Annotated in this window: 16 protein-coding genes and 3 pseudogenes; 11 read left to right on the top strand and 8 right to left on the bottom strand. The window is 35.8% G+C overall.

Annotated features, from left to right (window positions below; genetic code table 11):
* Positions 1–286: 286 nt before the first annotated feature.
* The 4 genes and pseudogenes from NSS77_RS08190 to NSS77_RS08205 form a co-directional block, all read left to right on the top strand.
* Positions 287–469, top strand: a pseudogene (locus tag NSS77_RS08190) (hypothetical protein); the annotation flags it as partial.
* A gap of 41 nt (positions 470–510) precedes the next feature.
* Complete coding sequence (locus NSS77_RS08195; protein ID WP_342471234.1) at positions 511–756, top strand: DUF2703 domain-containing protein; 246 nt, start codon at positions 511–513, stop codon at positions 754–756.
* Between the two features lie 5 nt (positions 757–761).
* Positions 762–1,814, top strand: a complete 1,053-nt coding sequence (arsB, locus tag NSS77_RS08200) for an ACR3 family arsenite efflux transporter (RefSeq protein WP_061857590.1) — start codon at positions 762–764, stop codon at positions 1,812–1,814.
* A 17-nt stretch (positions 1,815–1,831) separates the two neighbouring features.
* The gene (locus tag NSS77_RS08205; RefSeq protein ID WP_014097261.1) at positions 1,832–2,233 is read left to right on the top strand and encodes an arsenate reductase ArsC; all 402 of its coding nucleotides are present in this window, start codon (positions 1,832–1,834) and stop codon (positions 2,231–2,233) included.
* Between the two features lie 214 nt (positions 2,234–2,447).
* Here the strand turns inward: NSS77_RS08205 and NSS77_RS08210 are convergent, their stop codons facing one another.
* The gene (locus NSS77_RS08210) at positions 2,448–2,663 is read right to left on the bottom strand and encodes a DUF4368 domain-containing protein (RefSeq protein ID WP_328216870.1); all 216 of its coding nucleotides are present in this window, start codon (positions 2,661–2,663) and stop codon (positions 2,448–2,450) included.
* A 272-nt stretch (positions 2,664–2,935) separates the two neighbouring features.
* Between NSS77_RS08210 and NSS77_RS08215 the strand changes: the two genes are divergently transcribed.
* Positions 2,936–3,109, top strand: coding sequence for a hypothetical protein (locus tag NSS77_RS08215; RefSeq protein WP_342471144.1), 174 nt, complete (start codon positions 2,936–2,938; stop codon positions 3,107–3,109).
* 591 nt (positions 3,110–3,700) lie between these two features.
* Positions 3,701–4,162, top strand: coding sequence for a DUF4064 domain-containing protein (locus tag NSS77_RS08220; protein WP_342471145.1), 462 nt, complete (start codon positions 3,701–3,703; stop codon positions 4,160–4,162).
* A 316-nt stretch (positions 4,163–4,478) separates the two neighbouring features.
* Here the strand turns inward: NSS77_RS08220 and NSS77_RS08225 are convergent, their stop codons facing one another.
* Positions 4,479–4,892 (bottom strand): hypothetical protein, encoded by a 414-nt coding sequence (locus NSS77_RS08225; protein WP_096549690.1) that lies wholly within the window; start codon positions 4,890–4,892, stop codon positions 4,479–4,481.
* 188 nt (positions 4,893–5,080) lie between these two features.
* Here NSS77_RS08225 and NSS77_RS08230 point away from each other — a divergent pair, with 188 nt between their 5' ends.
* The 3 genes and pseudogenes from NSS77_RS08230 (at position 5,081) to istB (ending at position 7,969) form a co-directional block, all read left to right on the top strand.
* Complete coding sequence (locus tag NSS77_RS08230; RefSeq protein ID WP_342471146.1) at positions 5,081–5,383, top strand: hypothetical protein; 303 nt, start codon at positions 5,081–5,083, stop codon at positions 5,381–5,383.
* 311 nt (positions 5,384–5,694) lie between these two features.
* Positions 5,695–7,224 (top strand): annotated as a pseudogene (gene istA, locus NSS77_RS08235) (IS21 family transposase).
* The gene (gene istB, locus NSS77_RS08240; RefSeq protein ID WP_342471147.1) at positions 7,217–7,969 is read left to right on the top strand and encodes an IS21-like element helper ATPase IstB; all 753 of its coding nucleotides are present in this window, start codon (positions 7,217–7,219) and stop codon (positions 7,967–7,969) included. The pseudogene istA and the gene istB overlap by 8 nt, the downstream one beginning before the upstream one ends.
* 56 nt (positions 7,970–8,025) lie before the next feature.
* On the opposite strand, the gene NSS77_RS08245 is transcribed toward istB, so the two are convergent.
* The 4 genes and pseudogenes from NSS77_RS08245 to NSS77_RS08260 all read right to left on the bottom strand — a co-directional run.
* Positions 8,026–9,621 (bottom strand): IS66 family transposase, encoded by a 1,596-nt coding sequence (locus NSS77_RS08245; protein WP_342469277.1) that lies wholly within the window; start codon positions 9,619–9,621, stop codon positions 8,026–8,028.
* A gap of 49 nt (positions 9,622–9,670) precedes the next feature.
* Positions 9,671–10,027 carry an IS66 family insertion sequence element accessory protein TnpB gene (gene tnpB / locus NSS77_RS08250; protein WP_141603366.1) on the bottom strand — a complete coding sequence of 119 codons (357 nt, stop codon included), beginning with the start codon at positions 10,025–10,027 and terminating at the stop codon, positions 9,671–9,673.
* Positions 10,017–10,343: a hypothetical protein gene (locus tag NSS77_RS08255; RefSeq protein WP_096550474.1), complete on the bottom strand. Its 327-nt coding sequence runs from the start codon at positions 10,341–10,343 to the stop codon at positions 10,017–10,019. The genes tnpB and NSS77_RS08255 overlap by 11 nt, the downstream gene beginning before the upstream one ends.
* An 88-nt stretch (positions 10,344–10,431) precedes the next feature.
* A pseudogene (locus tag NSS77_RS08260) lies at positions 10,432–10,593 on the bottom strand (IS21 family transposase); the annotation flags it as partial.
* Positions 10,594–10,704: 111 nt separating this feature from the next.
* Between NSS77_RS08260 and NSS77_RS08265 the strand changes: the two are divergent.
* Positions 10,705–11,037, top strand: coding sequence for a DUF402 domain-containing protein (locus NSS77_RS08265; protein ID WP_342471235.1), 333 nt, complete (start codon positions 10,705–10,707; stop codon positions 11,035–11,037).
* A gap of 187 nt (positions 11,038–11,224) precedes the next feature.
* Here NSS77_RS08265 and NSS77_RS08270 read toward each other — a convergent pair whose 3' ends face one another.
* Positions 11,225–11,572 carry a DUF4183 domain-containing protein gene (locus tag NSS77_RS08270; protein WP_141603368.1) on the bottom strand — a complete coding sequence of 116 codons (348 nt, stop codon included), beginning with the start codon at positions 11,570–11,572 and terminating at the stop codon, positions 11,225–11,227.
* A 106-nt stretch (positions 11,573–11,678) separates the two neighbouring features.
* Here NSS77_RS08270 and NSS77_RS08275 point away from each other — a divergent pair, with 106 nt between their 5' ends.
* The gene (locus NSS77_RS08275; protein WP_141603369.1) at positions 11,679–12,059 is read left to right on the top strand and encodes a DUF4183 domain-containing protein; all 381 of its coding nucleotides are present in this window, start codon (positions 11,679–11,681) and stop codon (positions 12,057–12,059) included.
* A 561-nt stretch (positions 12,060–12,620) separates the two neighbouring features.
* Here NSS77_RS08275 and NSS77_RS08280 read toward each other — a convergent pair.
* A complete protein-coding gene (locus NSS77_RS08280) occupies positions 12,621–13,856 on the bottom strand; it encodes an IS256 family transposase (protein ID WP_342471148.1) in 1,236 nt (411 codons plus the stop codon).
* Between the last annotated feature and the right edge of the window lie 104 nt (positions 13,857–13,960).

A 13,960-nucleotide genomic window follows, 5' to 3' on the forward strand; every position in this document is an offset into this window, starting at 1 on the left:
GAAAAGATTTGAAAGTACCAAAACAAGATTAATCTAGATTTAGAAATTTTGCATCAACTCTTTCAAGGAAATTCAAAAAATTCGCGGTTAAAATAAACCAGATTTTACAAGCTCAAGCATCTGAAAGGATCGGATTTGAAATTGGCTAGTATTTTTAACCCATCCATTTTTACACAATTATACGGACTTAACTCTATTAAATAGATGTATGACTGGAAATGATATATATTGTAAAATTTATGATAAAATAGCACTATATACATGTTCTTATGGGTGAGGTGTGTATATGTCGCAAAATTTTCACTTTTTAGAAGAAAAATGGGAAGTTCTCGCCCGTGTTGGGGAAACGGCAGAACGAAATGTCTATCAAAATCCCAATGTGGCGATAAGTGAGCTTAGAAAATTTGCTGAAACTATAACAAAATATATTTTAGCGTTAGAAGAAATAAAGGAAGAACGTAGAACTGATCATTTTTAAGTTCTCCAACAATTCGTGTAAATGCCAGGGATATTGCTCTTGAGGTTAAGGAATCTTCCTGCAAGGAATGTGGAAATCTATGTGGCGACTCTGTGGATTGCAGAGTTTGGGTGCAGGATGGTATAGAGTATACGGAACCACCAAAATCCATGATTATTAACGCTATTTTGAAAGAAGTTTATGATGGCCATAGTTCAATCCCCTTGACAAATGAGAAATATGAAATCCCACAAAACTTAATTACATTTTTTGATAGCTTAGAAAGAAAGGAGGATTGATTTACATGAGTAAGGAACGTAATAGTGGAATTGGATTTTTTGAAAAGTACTTAACCGTATGGGTTATTTTATGTATGTTTGCAGGTGTATTGATTGGAAAGTTTTTACCCGGAATTCCAGCGTTTTTAGGACGTTTTGAATATGCAAATGTTTCAATACCTATGGCGATTTTAATCTGGCTTATGATATATCCAATGATGCTAAAAGTAGATTTTCAAAGTATTAGAAATGTAGGCAAAAATCCTAAGGGGCTTTTTGTTACATGGATAACTAACTGGTTGATAAAGCCTTTTACCATGTTCGGCATTGCATGGCTGTTTTTCTTTGTAATTTTTAAATCTCTAATTCCGGCAGAATTGGCACAAGACTATCTTGCGGGAGCAATACTTCTTGGAGCGGCACCGTGTACAGCGATGGTATTTGTATGGAGTTATTTGACCAAAGGCAATGCGGCTTATACCGTCGTGCAAGTAGCAACCAATGATCTTATAATTCTCATAGCTTTCACGCCCATAGTTGCGTTTCTTCTAGGTGTGGGCGGTGTAACCATACCCTGGGACACTCTTGTTTTATCTGTAGTATTGTTTGTTGTTATCCCGCTGGCAGGTGGTATAATTACCCGTAATTACATCACAAAAAAGCGAGGACTCGATTACTTTGAAAAGAGTTTTATACCGAAGTTTGGGAATATCACTACCATAGGTCTATTGCTAACATTAATAATAATCTTTTCATTCCAGGGCGATGTAATTCTGAACAATCCACTCCATATTGTTTTAATTGCTATACCATTAATTATTCAGACTTTCCTAATCTTTTTCATTGCATATCTAGCAAGTAAGGTTATAAAACTACCTCATGAGATAGCAGCGCCTGCTGGTATGATTGGTGCCTCTAACTTTTTTGAACTGGCAGTTGCCGTTGCGATTGCATTGTTTGGAACACAAAGCCCAGCTGCACTTGCTACCATTGTAGGGGTTCTAACAGAAGTGCCTGTTATGTTGATATTAGTAAAGATAGCGAATAATACAAGGCACTGGTTTCCAGAAAAAAGCTAGAAAGGAGGTAATGCTTAGTGAGTAATAAACTAAAGGTCGCATTTATATGTGTTCATAATTCATGTCGAAGCCAAATAGCCGAGGCACTTGGTAAGCACTTTGCAGGAGATATATTTGAAAGCTACTCTGCTGGCACAGAAACAAAACCTCAAATTAACCAGGATGCTGTGCGCCTAATGAAAGAGCTTTATGATATAGATATGGAGAAAACTCAACATTCAAAGTTGCTTGATGAAATACCTCCAGTAGATATTGTTATTACAATGGGGTGTAATGTGGAATGCCCTTACCTTCCATGTAAACACAGGGAAGATTGGGGGTTGGATGATCCTACAGGTAAGAGTGATGAGGAATTTAAAAAAGTAATATCAACTATAGAAACAAAAATAAAAGAGTTAAAAGCAAAACTAAAGTCATAATAATTATAACGCCAATTACAAATCTAGTAGTTGGCGTTATAATTATATATGTCGATATGTTCCCGCCTACCGATAGTGCAAAAAGTGCCTTTGACTTGTTTCCGACTACCGACAATGTAAAAGACATCAATCCACCCCGCTCGTTGCACGTTGAGTGTGTAACGCAGTTAATATTAAAATAAAAATAAGGCAAGATGAGTTTCCTTATCTTGCCTTATTCAATTTTTGGTGTAGAAAATCGATAGTAAATAATCGGTGAACCGTCCGCTTTTACTTCGATTCGATCAATCAGACGATGAAGCATATCCTCAGTTAATTCATCAAAGTTTAAGAACTGAAGTAATTCCTTTTTTAACTTCTCAAGGATTTCAATAGTATTTTCACTTTCCATTAGTTCATTTTTTTGTTTTATTAATTCATTTAATTCCAAATTTATTGCTTCAACACTCTCATGATAGTCATCACGAGTGATGATTTCATCCGCTAATAGGTTAATGAATTTTCTTTTTCTATTTTTTAAAACGTCTATCTTTTGGTTAATCTTGGTGGTATTGAAAAAACTGTAAAAGAAATTTATAATCGATATAAACTGTTAAAAAGTTGGAATTATAGAACATACCAAGTGATCTTCGTAATGCATTTTTAGACTTTTTTGGCATAGCGAATATTATTAGGGCATGTACTTAAGATGAGGAGGATAAAATGAGAAAGCCCGTGATTCCTTCTAATTTAGCTTTTATTCTGCTGGCATTAATTCAACTATATATAATATTTGCTAATTGGGGAGGAGACACTCTAACTATTATTTTTTCTTTTCTAATTTTTATTGGCTGCATAGCTATTTTAATTGTAAGTATACTTTATAAAAAAATATAAAATAATCAAATAAAATACTATAACATAATAAAGCTATAAAATAGTTTTTTCAGTATTTTATAATATGACTTTTCCAAATAAAAATTAGCTTGGAAGGAAATCTTTTCCTTCAAACTTTTATTTTTGCTTATTTTACATTTGCTATTATTCGACATACACTTTGTAAGTATATTTCTTATAGATTTTCGTAGATTGATAGTTTCCTCAAAATAAATAAAAAAACTAATTATAGAAGATAACCAAATTTTTTACATTTAATTCTAAATAATGTAACATTATCAATAAATAGATATAAATAAGAGGTGATGTTTAAGAAAGTACCGGTTTAAATTTTTACATCTTTCTCCCACTAATGATGGAAATGGATTTTTGAAAAAGAAACGCATCACGTTGAGTGTGCATTTCAGATGATTTTAAAGTAAAAAATAAGGCAAAATGAGATTCCTTATCTTGCATTAAATAGTTGTTAAGAAAATCTTCAGATCCTCTCTTCCTTTCTCTTCATAATTGTTACCTATACTGAATACGTTGTTTACAATTCAATCAACTGCACCATACCTTTTCAATCAGTATATTAATGGAAGAATAAATATGAATAGAACGGTAGAAAAAGTATTAGGGATTATCGGGCTGATAATTAACATTTTATCGGCAGTTCCGATTTTTTTTATGTTATTTTTTTTAAATGGGATTGCAGATGATCCAATGTTTGAAAGAGAATTAGAAGATGCGTTATATTCAACCGGTTTTACTGAAGCGGATCTAGATCTTCAGTTTGCAAATGATTTCTTGGCATGGTTTAGTGGATTCAGTTGGTTTATTGGGATACTAACAATTATTGCAATTGTTCTTACGATTATTGCCCTCGTTAAATTAAAGAGTAACAGCAAACTGGCTGGAATTCTCTTTATTATTTCTGGTGTGATTTCCGGATTTATTTCGATTCAAGGTATTTTATTATTAATCGCTGGTACTGTGTGTTTAGTCCGCCAACCAAATCAAGATGAACCAATAATAAAAGTTGATGAAAATGGCTCTTTCCTTGAAGAATAAAGGGAAGCGCTATTTCGTTTTAAAGGCCATATTCGAAAAGATATTGTTAGGAAAAGGATATCCAACAACAGTGGAAACTTTTAAATTAAACTTAAATAATGATAGAAAAATGAACTTTATTTTCGGATGTGCAAATGGCATTATTCTATTATTAGATTATAGTAGCAACGTTTATTAAGAATAGTAATTAATATTTTTATTTGACGTAATAAAAAATAGGCATCTACATTGTAATCGGGTAGATGCTTTTCTTATGTTTCACTTCCTCCAAGATCTTTCTTTTTGAAAGGTGTGTCTGAAAAGTTCCATCACTTGATTATTTTATTTTATCAGCAATATGAATTGTATATCCTTCACTATTTATTTGATAACTAACACTTGTTGCAAAATGTCTATTTTTCGGATAAATCAGCTTCAAATGGATTTTTCCATTTATTTTACTATTTGGTTTCACTGTCACATATCTAATTACATCATTTTGGATTCCGCTCGGTACGTTAATTCCAGAACTAATATATAATTTTGTGATAGGCTTAGCCACCCTAATTTCATCATCGGTTTGATTATAAATTCTTGTTTGAAATGTGGTGATAAATAGTAAATAATTATTAATTTTTACTTCAACTAAAACCCCATTCTCTTCACCTAAATATACATATTCCTTATGAAGAAGCTTACTAGAAAATAAAATAAAAAATATAATGATAATTAAATAAAATTTTTTTTTCATTTAATCACCCTATTTTCAAATTTTTTGTTGATTTCTATATACCAATATTATACGATTTAGGTAAAAAAAGGGAGGTATTTGAGATAAGATTAATTAATCATTTACTAGTTTTTTTTGTTACTTTTTTTCTTTTTTTCACTAGTACATCTTTTGTAATGGCTTCCGAGATTAATAGAAATCCGACTCAAATGGAATTGGAGAAAAACATTAAATTAAGGAAAACCCTTGGATTTGATATAAATAGAAATCATGTATTATCAATTTTAAATGATGAAAACAAAGAAGAACGCTTTTCTTATGGATTTACAAAAGAAGAAGCAAAAGAATTTGATAGACGAATGAAATTCCAAAAAGATGAAGTACCGAAGATTAAGCAGAAGGTCTTTGAAAAAATTAATGAGAATAACATTGGTTCATTTTACATTGATCAGAAAAATAACGGAAAACTAATTTTGGGAATTACAGTAGGTACTCCAAAACTGAAAAAATAAAAAAAGAGATTAATGAATTAACAACGGAATCTGAAAATGTTGAATTTATTTTTGTTGAAAACTCACTAATTGAATTAGAGGAATTACGTGACAAAATTATTGAAGAAAGTGGAAATTTATTAAATCAAAATATAAAAATTTTAGATATAACACTTAATATGAAATTTAATAAATTAGTAATTGGTGTAAACGATAAAATAAAATCAACAGATTCCGCTCATTTGGATTGAACACTTTTTCACTATCAAATACACTTCTAATAAACTAGTTTATTAAGTTTATTGGAGGTTGTACTAGTGGAGGAGAAGCTTGTGTTATATATTGAAATCCATCAATTACGTACTAAAAGATTGCGAATTTCACAAATCGCAAGGAAATTGAAAATCTCACGTAATACAGTTTATAAGTATTTAAATATGACATTTGAAGAAGCGGTGGAGGAGTTTGGCACGATTGAGCGAAAGAAAAAGTTAGATCCCTATCGGGATTGGATTGTGACATGGTTACAAGAAAATCCAAGCATGAGTGGAGCACAAATTTTGGACTGGCTTCAAGAAAAGTTTCCTGACTTACAAGTTGGAGAAAGTACAGTTCGTCGGTATGTCAAAGAGATGAGAGAAATTTATCAAATTGAAAAAACGGATGAACCCCGAGAACATGAAGCTGTTGATGAATTACCACCAGGAAAACAAATGCAAGTAGACTGGGGACAAACCATTCAGAAAACAATAGATAATAAGGACATCAAACTTTATTTTATTGCCTTTGTATTATCTCACTCTCGACAAAAGTATATGGAATGGCAAGACCGCCCCTTTACAACCAAAGACACCATTCGTTGTCACGAAAATGCCTTTAGATATTTTGGGGGAATGACTGAAGAAATTGTTTATGATCAAGACAATCTTATTGCGGTAAGCGAAAATGCTGGAGATCTTATCTTAACAAAGAAATTTCAGGCATATGTGAACGAACGTAAATTTCAGATTTACCTATGTCGAAAAGCAGATCCCCAATCGAAAGGAAAAATTGAGAACGTTGTGAAATATATCAAGTATAATTTCGCAGCACATCGTATCTTCTCAACAATCGGAGATTGGAATGAAAAAGCCTGGAATTGGCTAGAACGTACTGGGAACTATAAAGTGCATCAAACAATAAAAAAGAGACCTTACGAAGTGTATCAACTGGAAAAGAAACACTTACGAAAGATCTCCTCACCGCTTTCTTTAACAGAAAGCAACCCTATTGAAATTATAACAAGGAATGTGAATAAGGACAACACGATTCGTTACAAATCGAATCGCTATTCAGTACCTATCGGCACATATACGAAATGCTCTACAGTGAATCTGCAAATCAATAATGAAAAATTAATCATCATAGAACCTACAACTGGTGAAATACTTGCCAAGCACACGATAAGTTTAGAAAAAGGAAAGCTAATTAAAAATACGAATCATGCACGAGATCATACAGAATCGCTTGATATGCTTAAACAAAGAGTGCTTCATTTATTTCCTACTGGAGAAGCATCGAGACAATATATTGATGAAATCTGCCAGAGATATAAGCGCTATCGCCGTGATTAATTACTCATTTTACAAAGAGTTGCCGAAAATGATCCTCATTGGATTCCAATGGCGTTAGAGAAATGTATCCGTGAAAAACTGTATAGTGCAAATGCTTTTCAAGATGTCGTAAATTACTTAAAGCTACAAGAATCTAATCCCATTCTTGAAATACAGGTCAATTCTACTAAACTTGTTTCTTCGATAGCTGTAGAAACAAGGGATTTCAATACATACATTCAAAGAATGGGAGGAAAAACAAATGAATAAAAGTGTTCCAGAAATTCAACAAGCCTTTAAACAATTGAGATTATCCGAAACAGCGGAGGAGCTCCCAGAGCTCCTTCGGAAAGCAGAGCAATCATCTTGGACATATTTAGAGTTCTTAGAACAGATAACTACGTATGAACTAAAAAGACGTGAGGAGAAAAAAAGTATTGAAAGACGAATGAATTGGGCTCGTTTCCCGTTCTATAAACCTTTAAGTATGTTTAATATAGATGAGCAAACAGCCATTACAGAGCGGCAATTAAGGCAATTACGTGAATTTCAATGGTTAGAACAAGCATACAACTTAATATTACTTGGACCACCTGGAGCGGGAAAAACTTTATTATCCGTTGGCCTTGGAATTGAAGCGATTCAAAAAGGCTTTCAAGTGTATTTTGTGACCATGGGGGAATTAATTCAGCTATTAAAAACAGAAGAATATGTCAATAAGTCAAAAACTAAGTTAAAGAGACTGCGTGCATCAGATCTTGTGATAATTGATGATGTCATGTATATGGCAATGGATCAACGAGAAGGCACATTGTTCTTCCAGCTTATTCATCAATTATATGAACGAAGTTCGTTAATTTTAACATCCAATCGAAGCCCAGAACAATGGATAGAACTCGTAGATAATCCAGGGATGATGACTGCAATACTTGACCGTCTGTTACATCGAGTTGAAGTGATTCATATGAACAACGAAAGTTACCGATTAAAACATCAAGAAACAATTTTTTCTTAGCAAAGTAAGCGTAAAATAACGCCCACGTGTTTTTTCGTGGGCGTTTATTATATGCTCTATTTAGTTTTATTTGGTACGCGACATTCTTCTGGAATTGTCTTCGACCAGGGAAGGAGTTGATCGATGGCTTCTACATCATTGTGATCTATCAATGGTAATTGTTCGAAAAGATAGGTTAAGTAGTTCAATGGATTTAATTGATTCTCTTTAGCTGTTTCGACAATGCTATAAATAATAGCGCTGGCTGATGCACCTTTCATCGATTGTGCAAATAGCCATGCCTTCCGGCCCATCACGAATGGTTTAATCGATCGTTCCGCACGATTATTATCGATTTCAAGTCGACCATCTTCTAAAAACACTATGAGCTTACTCCATTGATTTATACAATATGTAATTGCCTCTCCCAATTTGCTTTTTGGGGGAACTTGAGGGCGTTTTGTTTTTAGCCATGCCAAAAAAGCGTCTAACACAGGTTTACTGTGTTCAAGACGGTATTCTTTGCGCTGTTCGGGAGTACAGTTCTCAAATTTTTCACTGATTTGTCTTTCAATCTGGAATAATTGATTACAGAATTGAATTCCTTCTGCAGCGGTTGATGATGTTTTATCCACATTGGCTGGTAATGCCTTCAGTGCTTCATCGAATTTTCGCCTTGCATGTGCCCAACACCCTACCAGTTCGACATCCTTTAATTCATGATATCCTGCATATCCATCTACATGCAGATATCCCTTAAATCCTTTTAGAAAAGCCTTCGGATGTTTACTGTGACGAGTCGTTTGATAATCATATAAGATGATTGGCGGTACGTCTCGTCCTGTTCGATACATCCACATATAAGACTTCGAATCCGCTTTTCGTCCAGGTTCTGCTAGAACTTGAAGTGTAGTTTCATCCGCATGTAGAATATCGTTTTCGAGTAATAGCTCATGCATCCGTTTATATAGAATGGAAAGCCAATTGGTTGCACCATAAATCATCCAGTTGGCGAGCGTTTGGCGTGATAAATACACACCGAATCGTTCCAACTGCTTTTCTTGACGATAAAGAGGCATTCCTTCCACGTATTTTTGGTTCATGATATAGGCCATAGCCGATGCAGATGCCAAACTTTTTGGGTAAATTGGTGTTGGCATTTTGGCTGTGACAATCGGTGTCTCGATTCCTTCCCGTTCACATTGACGGCAACTGTAAATATGTTGAACATGCTCAACGACTTTTACTTGAGCAGGAATAATCTTGATTTCTCTTCGTATTTCCGTACTCATTTCGTGTACGGTTCCACCGCAACACAAACAAACCTGCTCTTCTTCGGCTAAACGATAGTGAATCGTTTCCGTCGGCAAGTTCTCTAGTTTCGCATCGCGTTGTCCTACAGACTTCTTCCGTTTATAAGTAATGGTTTCAAGTGTAGGTTCTTCCACTTCTGTATCCGCTGTGATTTCAGCTTCATTAAAAAGAGGAAGTTCGAGTTGATCCGGATTCGTTTTTTCACTGGAAGCCCCAAATTTTTTATGTTGGCTAAGGCGGAATTGTTCTTCCAACCATTTGATTTTAGCCTGTAAGGCTTCATTTTGTTTTTTGAGTTCCGCATTTCTCGCTTGCAGTTCTTCAATTGTTGATTCATTGGTTTGTTTGTGTTTGTTCATAAGTTAAAGAATAAAGGAAAGGAATTGACAGGTCAATGTCAAATTCCTTTTAAACCATGATTTTAGCTGATACTTGTTCATGTGCTTGTTTTTGTTCAAATGAAAGACCATCGAGCAACCAACTGAATTGGCGGGGAGTGATGCACAAAGGGCCGGGAGTTCTTTCATCAGGCCATTGAAAGACCCCTTTCTCTAAACGACGATAGTACAACCAAAACCCATTGTGATCCCAATGGAGAATTTTCAATTTATCTCGTTTCCGATTACAGAAAACAAAGAGATTAGAAGAGAAAGGATTTAACTGAAAGCTCATTTGAATAATGGCTGCTAATCCATCAATCGACTTGCGTAAATCCGTTGCCCCCGCTGCTAAATAAACATGTTGAATGGGTGTTTTACTTAACATGTGTTTTCAGCACCTGAACCACTTCGTTGAAAAGGAGTGGATTGAAACCTTCTTTTACTTCGATGGAAAATTCCCCAATGTTAACGATGAGCGGGGAGTTTTTTTCATCCAACGGATGGGATACTTCAACAGTTAGCCATTGAGGGGAAGTCCGTGAAGTTTCAGTTGTCTCTAACTCTAGTCTTTTCATCCATTTATACATACTTTGGTGACCTACTTGATTTTGTTTGCACCAAGCTTTTACACTTGACTCTCCACTAGATCGATAAGATTCAATTCGTTGTTGCCACAATTGTTTTCGTTCATCTGGGGACATAAAAATAAAAACCTCCTAACTTTTGATGTTGATCTCATTATCACAAAACATCAAAATGGTTAGAAGGTGTGGGATATTTGACGCTTACATTTAAATATTTATCAATGGTTCTTCGATCTACACCTAGATCTCTAGCTAATTGACTTTTATTAATTTTCATCTTCAAATGCTCCATTAGTTGTTTTAATTTTGGTAAGTCTTCAAGACTCTTAATCTTAAAATCAGTTTCGACATTTATCGATATGTACATACTAATCACCTCAAGATTAGTATGTAATCTAAAATCAATTTTGTACATTATTATTCAAGCATTTGTGTACAAATTTAAATTATCATTTCTAATACAATTGCTTATTATTGGCTGGATCGTCCATATAACTTATATTTTTGGAGAGACCAAGCAGGAAATTATTTAGCTTCATATTTTAACATTGTAAAGAATACAAAGTTTGAAGATAACATGGTAATATTCGAAGACTTGATTATCGATGTACTGGCGCTGCCAAATGGAGAGTATTTTATTTTGGATGAAGATGAATTGCCTGAACCCTTTGAAACATTTGAGAAGGGGTACGCCAAAGGTGCGTTGGAAACATTATTAAGTTCAATGGACGATGTACTCACGCAAACGATTGCAGAATCCGAAAGTATTTATAATCATAAAAGGTTTATTCCCCTATTAGAAAAGGGTTAAGTTGTTTTTATTGCATTTCCTACAATCAGGTTATTGTGCGTTATCCTAATTTTTTAAACTAAGTTGAAGGACACTACTTGCTGCATGTGCAGCCTGTAGTGTCTTTTTTATTCTTAAGAAACATCCATAAATCTCTGAATAATTCATCTCGAAAATTTAGGATAGACATGCTTATTACGTGTATTTTTTAAAACTTAAACATTTGCAGAATAATCGGTGCACCTTTTGGCGGCAGGTCTTCAGTTATTAACTTGAGCATGCCGCACTCTACTTCGTAATTTTCTTTAGGTTGAAGCACTCCGTTAATAAATAAATTCATATAGGAGACTGTACTTGGATCCATGATTTTGTGATGTTTTCCTTTTGTAATCCCATCTTGATCTCTATAGACTCTTGACTTCCCATTTGAAATTGTAAAGTACTCAAAAACTTCAACCTTTTTTGGAAGGCGAAAGGAAAATTCTGTCGGCGGCAAAGGAGGGATTCTTAATAATGGCTTGGGTAAATTATTTACACCTGTTTGTTTGTTCATCATTCCGATCCTTCCAGATAATTACTAACTCTTTTTTTATTTTATGCCTAAGTCAATAAAAAATTTCACCATATAATAAAGCGAAAATGAACTTCAAGGAGGAAACTTCATGCCATTGGAAATTTTGAAGCTTGCAATTAATGCGGCCACAACTGTAGTTACTTCTCCAGATGTACAAAAATTTTTTTATGTAGTAGATGCGGATGTATCTGGTGGAACAACGTTAACCATTGACGCAGATGATTTTATGGATGATACAGGGGCAACAGGAGTTACACTTCCGGAATTAGCTGATGAAAATAGTTATTTTATTGTTTATGTAAATGGTGTCCAAGTAATGCAAGACTTAGTGACATATAACCCAGGCGGATCGGGTGCAGGATCTCTTGTAATTAATGTCCCTGCAGGATCCGATATTATTGCAAATTCACCGGTCGTTCTTGTCGTAACAAACTTTAATCCAACAGCCCAAACGACTATTAATACTTAAGAAGTTGTATAATAAATGAATTAAGATTATCCGTATACAAAGGCAAAGCACCTCCTTTCGATTAGAAGAGGTGCTTTGTTAGTTTAGAGAATGTGGACGAGATAAGTTATTTGAAATAAATTACTAATAGAAATTCCCATGATGTACAAGGCCGGATTAAAAAACTAATTGAACTCCCCTTAAATCTTTAGATTGGAAGAGGATGAGAAAGAAAATGGAAAAGAGGAATTTAAATTTAATCTTTATGGCTTCAAATATATTGATTGGTGTAATTCTTGGATTATTCATCGTTTACAGTATAAAGAAGGAGTTCAACTTAAGTGTTTTCCTCGGTGCTTTAACATCCACCGTGGTCAAGTCCAAATTATTGTGTAAATTCCCCTTTGATAGAAAACATGGACCTGATGACTTGACGTATGGTAGGTAAGTCCGGCAAGTCTCCCTGCCGGTCGTCTTCCCGGACCAATGATCATGTTGTCAAGGAACAGGTGTGTCAAGGAGCTTTCGCGGCAACTCCTCGCTTCCGAGGTATTCCACGTTCTCCTTGACACAGCGAAGGGGTTATCCCACTCTCTTGATCGCCGGAGCCTCCTGATTCACCGATCGGACTCCTTGCTCTTTCATTTTCCGCCACCGCCAATATTCGGACATATCCAAGTATTTGCGCCCTGACATCCATTTTTCGTCGATTTCGATCAACACGGCGCCAACGAGGCGATACACCGATTCCCGGTTCGGAAAGATGCGGATGACCCGTTCTCTGCGGCGGATTTCCTCGTTCAGCCGTTCCACTCCGTTGGTCGTGCGCAGGCGCCGCCGGTAACGGTCCGGATAGTCCAATACGGCGGTGGCGTCTTCGAATCCCTCTTCGAGGATTTGCATGGCTTTTGGGGCTTTTTCTTCCCATTTGGCCAGCACTTGTTCCAATAACAGCCGGGCCGTTTGCTTATTTGGAGCATGAAGAATCCCACGAATCTCCTCGAGCAAGGCATCCTGCATATACTTTGGTGCGGCATCGAGGATATTACGAATAAAATGTGTCTGGCATCGTTGCCATGTAGCGCCTTGGAAATGCTTTTCAATGGCTTGCACCAGCCCACCGTGCTGATCCGAGATGATCAAGTCCACTCCCCGGAGTCCCCGGTCTTTCAGCCATCCGAAGAACTCGCTCCAGCTGGACTCCGATTCACTGTTTCCGATTTGCAGGCCAAGAATTTCTCGATATCCTTCCTCATTCACTCCTATAGCGATCAACACGGCTCTGGAGCGTACTCGTCCATCCTCCCGGACTTTCGTATAAATAGCATCTACTAGCACAAACGGATACACGTGTTCATGAAGGGAACGATAATTCCAGTCTTGGATAATCGGATCCAGTCCCTTGCACAGTGAGGAGACCGTGGATTTGGAAAACGAAGTGCCGCATAATTCCTCCGTGATTTGAGTGATTTTTCGGGTAGACACCCCGTTTACCACCATTTCCATTAGTGCCAGTACCAGTGCTTGTTCGCTCCGTTGATACCGTTGGAACAGTTCCGTAGAGAACTCCCCATCTCTTGTCCGTGGAACGCGCAAGGTCAACCGTCCTACCCGGGTCGTCAGCTGGCGTGGATACGAACCGTTTCGATAGCCTTTTCGTTCTTCCGTTCGTTCATAACGGCGAGCTCCCAGCTGTTCTTCTACTTGTGCCTCAAGGATTTGATGGAGGACTTGTTTTAGCAGCTTAGATAATCCCTCATCTTTGGTGAATAACCCGTGCAAAAATTCATCATTTACGGTAATATGGTATTGAGCCATGGTTGCATTCCTCCTTATGTTTGGTGTTTTTGGTCCACTGTTTATTCTACCAAAGGGGAAGCAACATGGCTCTTTTTCTATTCCTTTTTTACACAATTATATGG

It is taken from the genome of Ureibacillus sp. FSL K6-3587, from assembly GCF_038593165.1.
GTDB classification, from domain to species: Bacteria; Bacillota; Bacilli; order Bacillales_A; family Planococcaceae; genus Ureibacillus; species Ureibacillus suwonensis.

Coding starts and splice junctions, on each gene's coding strand:
- arsB (WP_061857590.1), top strand. CDS start 762: ATGAGTAAGGAACGTAATAGTGGAATTGGATTTTTTGAAAAGTACTTA.
- NSS77_RS08215 (WP_342471144.1), top strand. CDS start 2,936: ATGAGAAAGCCCGTGATTCCTTCTAATTTAGCTTTTATTCTGCTGGCA.
- NSS77_RS08220 (WP_342471145.1), top strand. CDS start 3,701: ATGAATAGAACGGTAGAAAAAGTATTAGGGATTATCGGGCTGATAATT.
- NSS77_RS08225 (WP_096549690.1), bottom strand. CDS start 4,892: ATGAAAAAAAAATTTTATTTAATTATCATTATATTTTTTATTTTATTT.
- NSS77_RS08230 (WP_342471146.1), top strand. CDS start 5,081: ATGGAATTGGAGAAAAACATTAAATTAAGGAAAACCCTTGGATTTGAT.
- istB (WP_342471147.1), top strand. CDS start 7,217: ATGAATAAAAGTGTTCCAGAAATTCAACAAGCCTTTAAACAATTGAGA.
- NSS77_RS08245 (WP_342469277.1), bottom strand. CDS start 9,621: ATGAACAAACACAAACAAACCAATGAATCAACAATTGAAGAACTGCAA.
- tnpB (WP_141603366.1), bottom strand. CDS start 10,027: ATGTTAAGTAAAACACCCATTCAACATGTTTATTTAGCAGCGGGGGCA.
- NSS77_RS08255 (WP_096550474.1), bottom strand. CDS start 10,343: ATGTCCCCAGATGAACGAAAACAATTGTGGCAACAACGAATTGAATCT.
- NSS77_RS08270 (WP_141603368.1), bottom strand. CDS start 11,572: ATGATGAACAAACAAACAGGTGTAAATAATTTACCCAAGCCATTATTA.
- NSS77_RS08275 (WP_141603369.1), top strand. CDS start 11,679: ATGCCATTGGAAATTTTGAAGCTTGCAATTAATGCGGCCACAACTGTA.
- NSS77_RS08280 (WP_342471148.1), bottom strand. CDS start 13,856: ATGGCTCAATACCATATTACCGTAAATGATGAATTTTTGCACGGGTTA.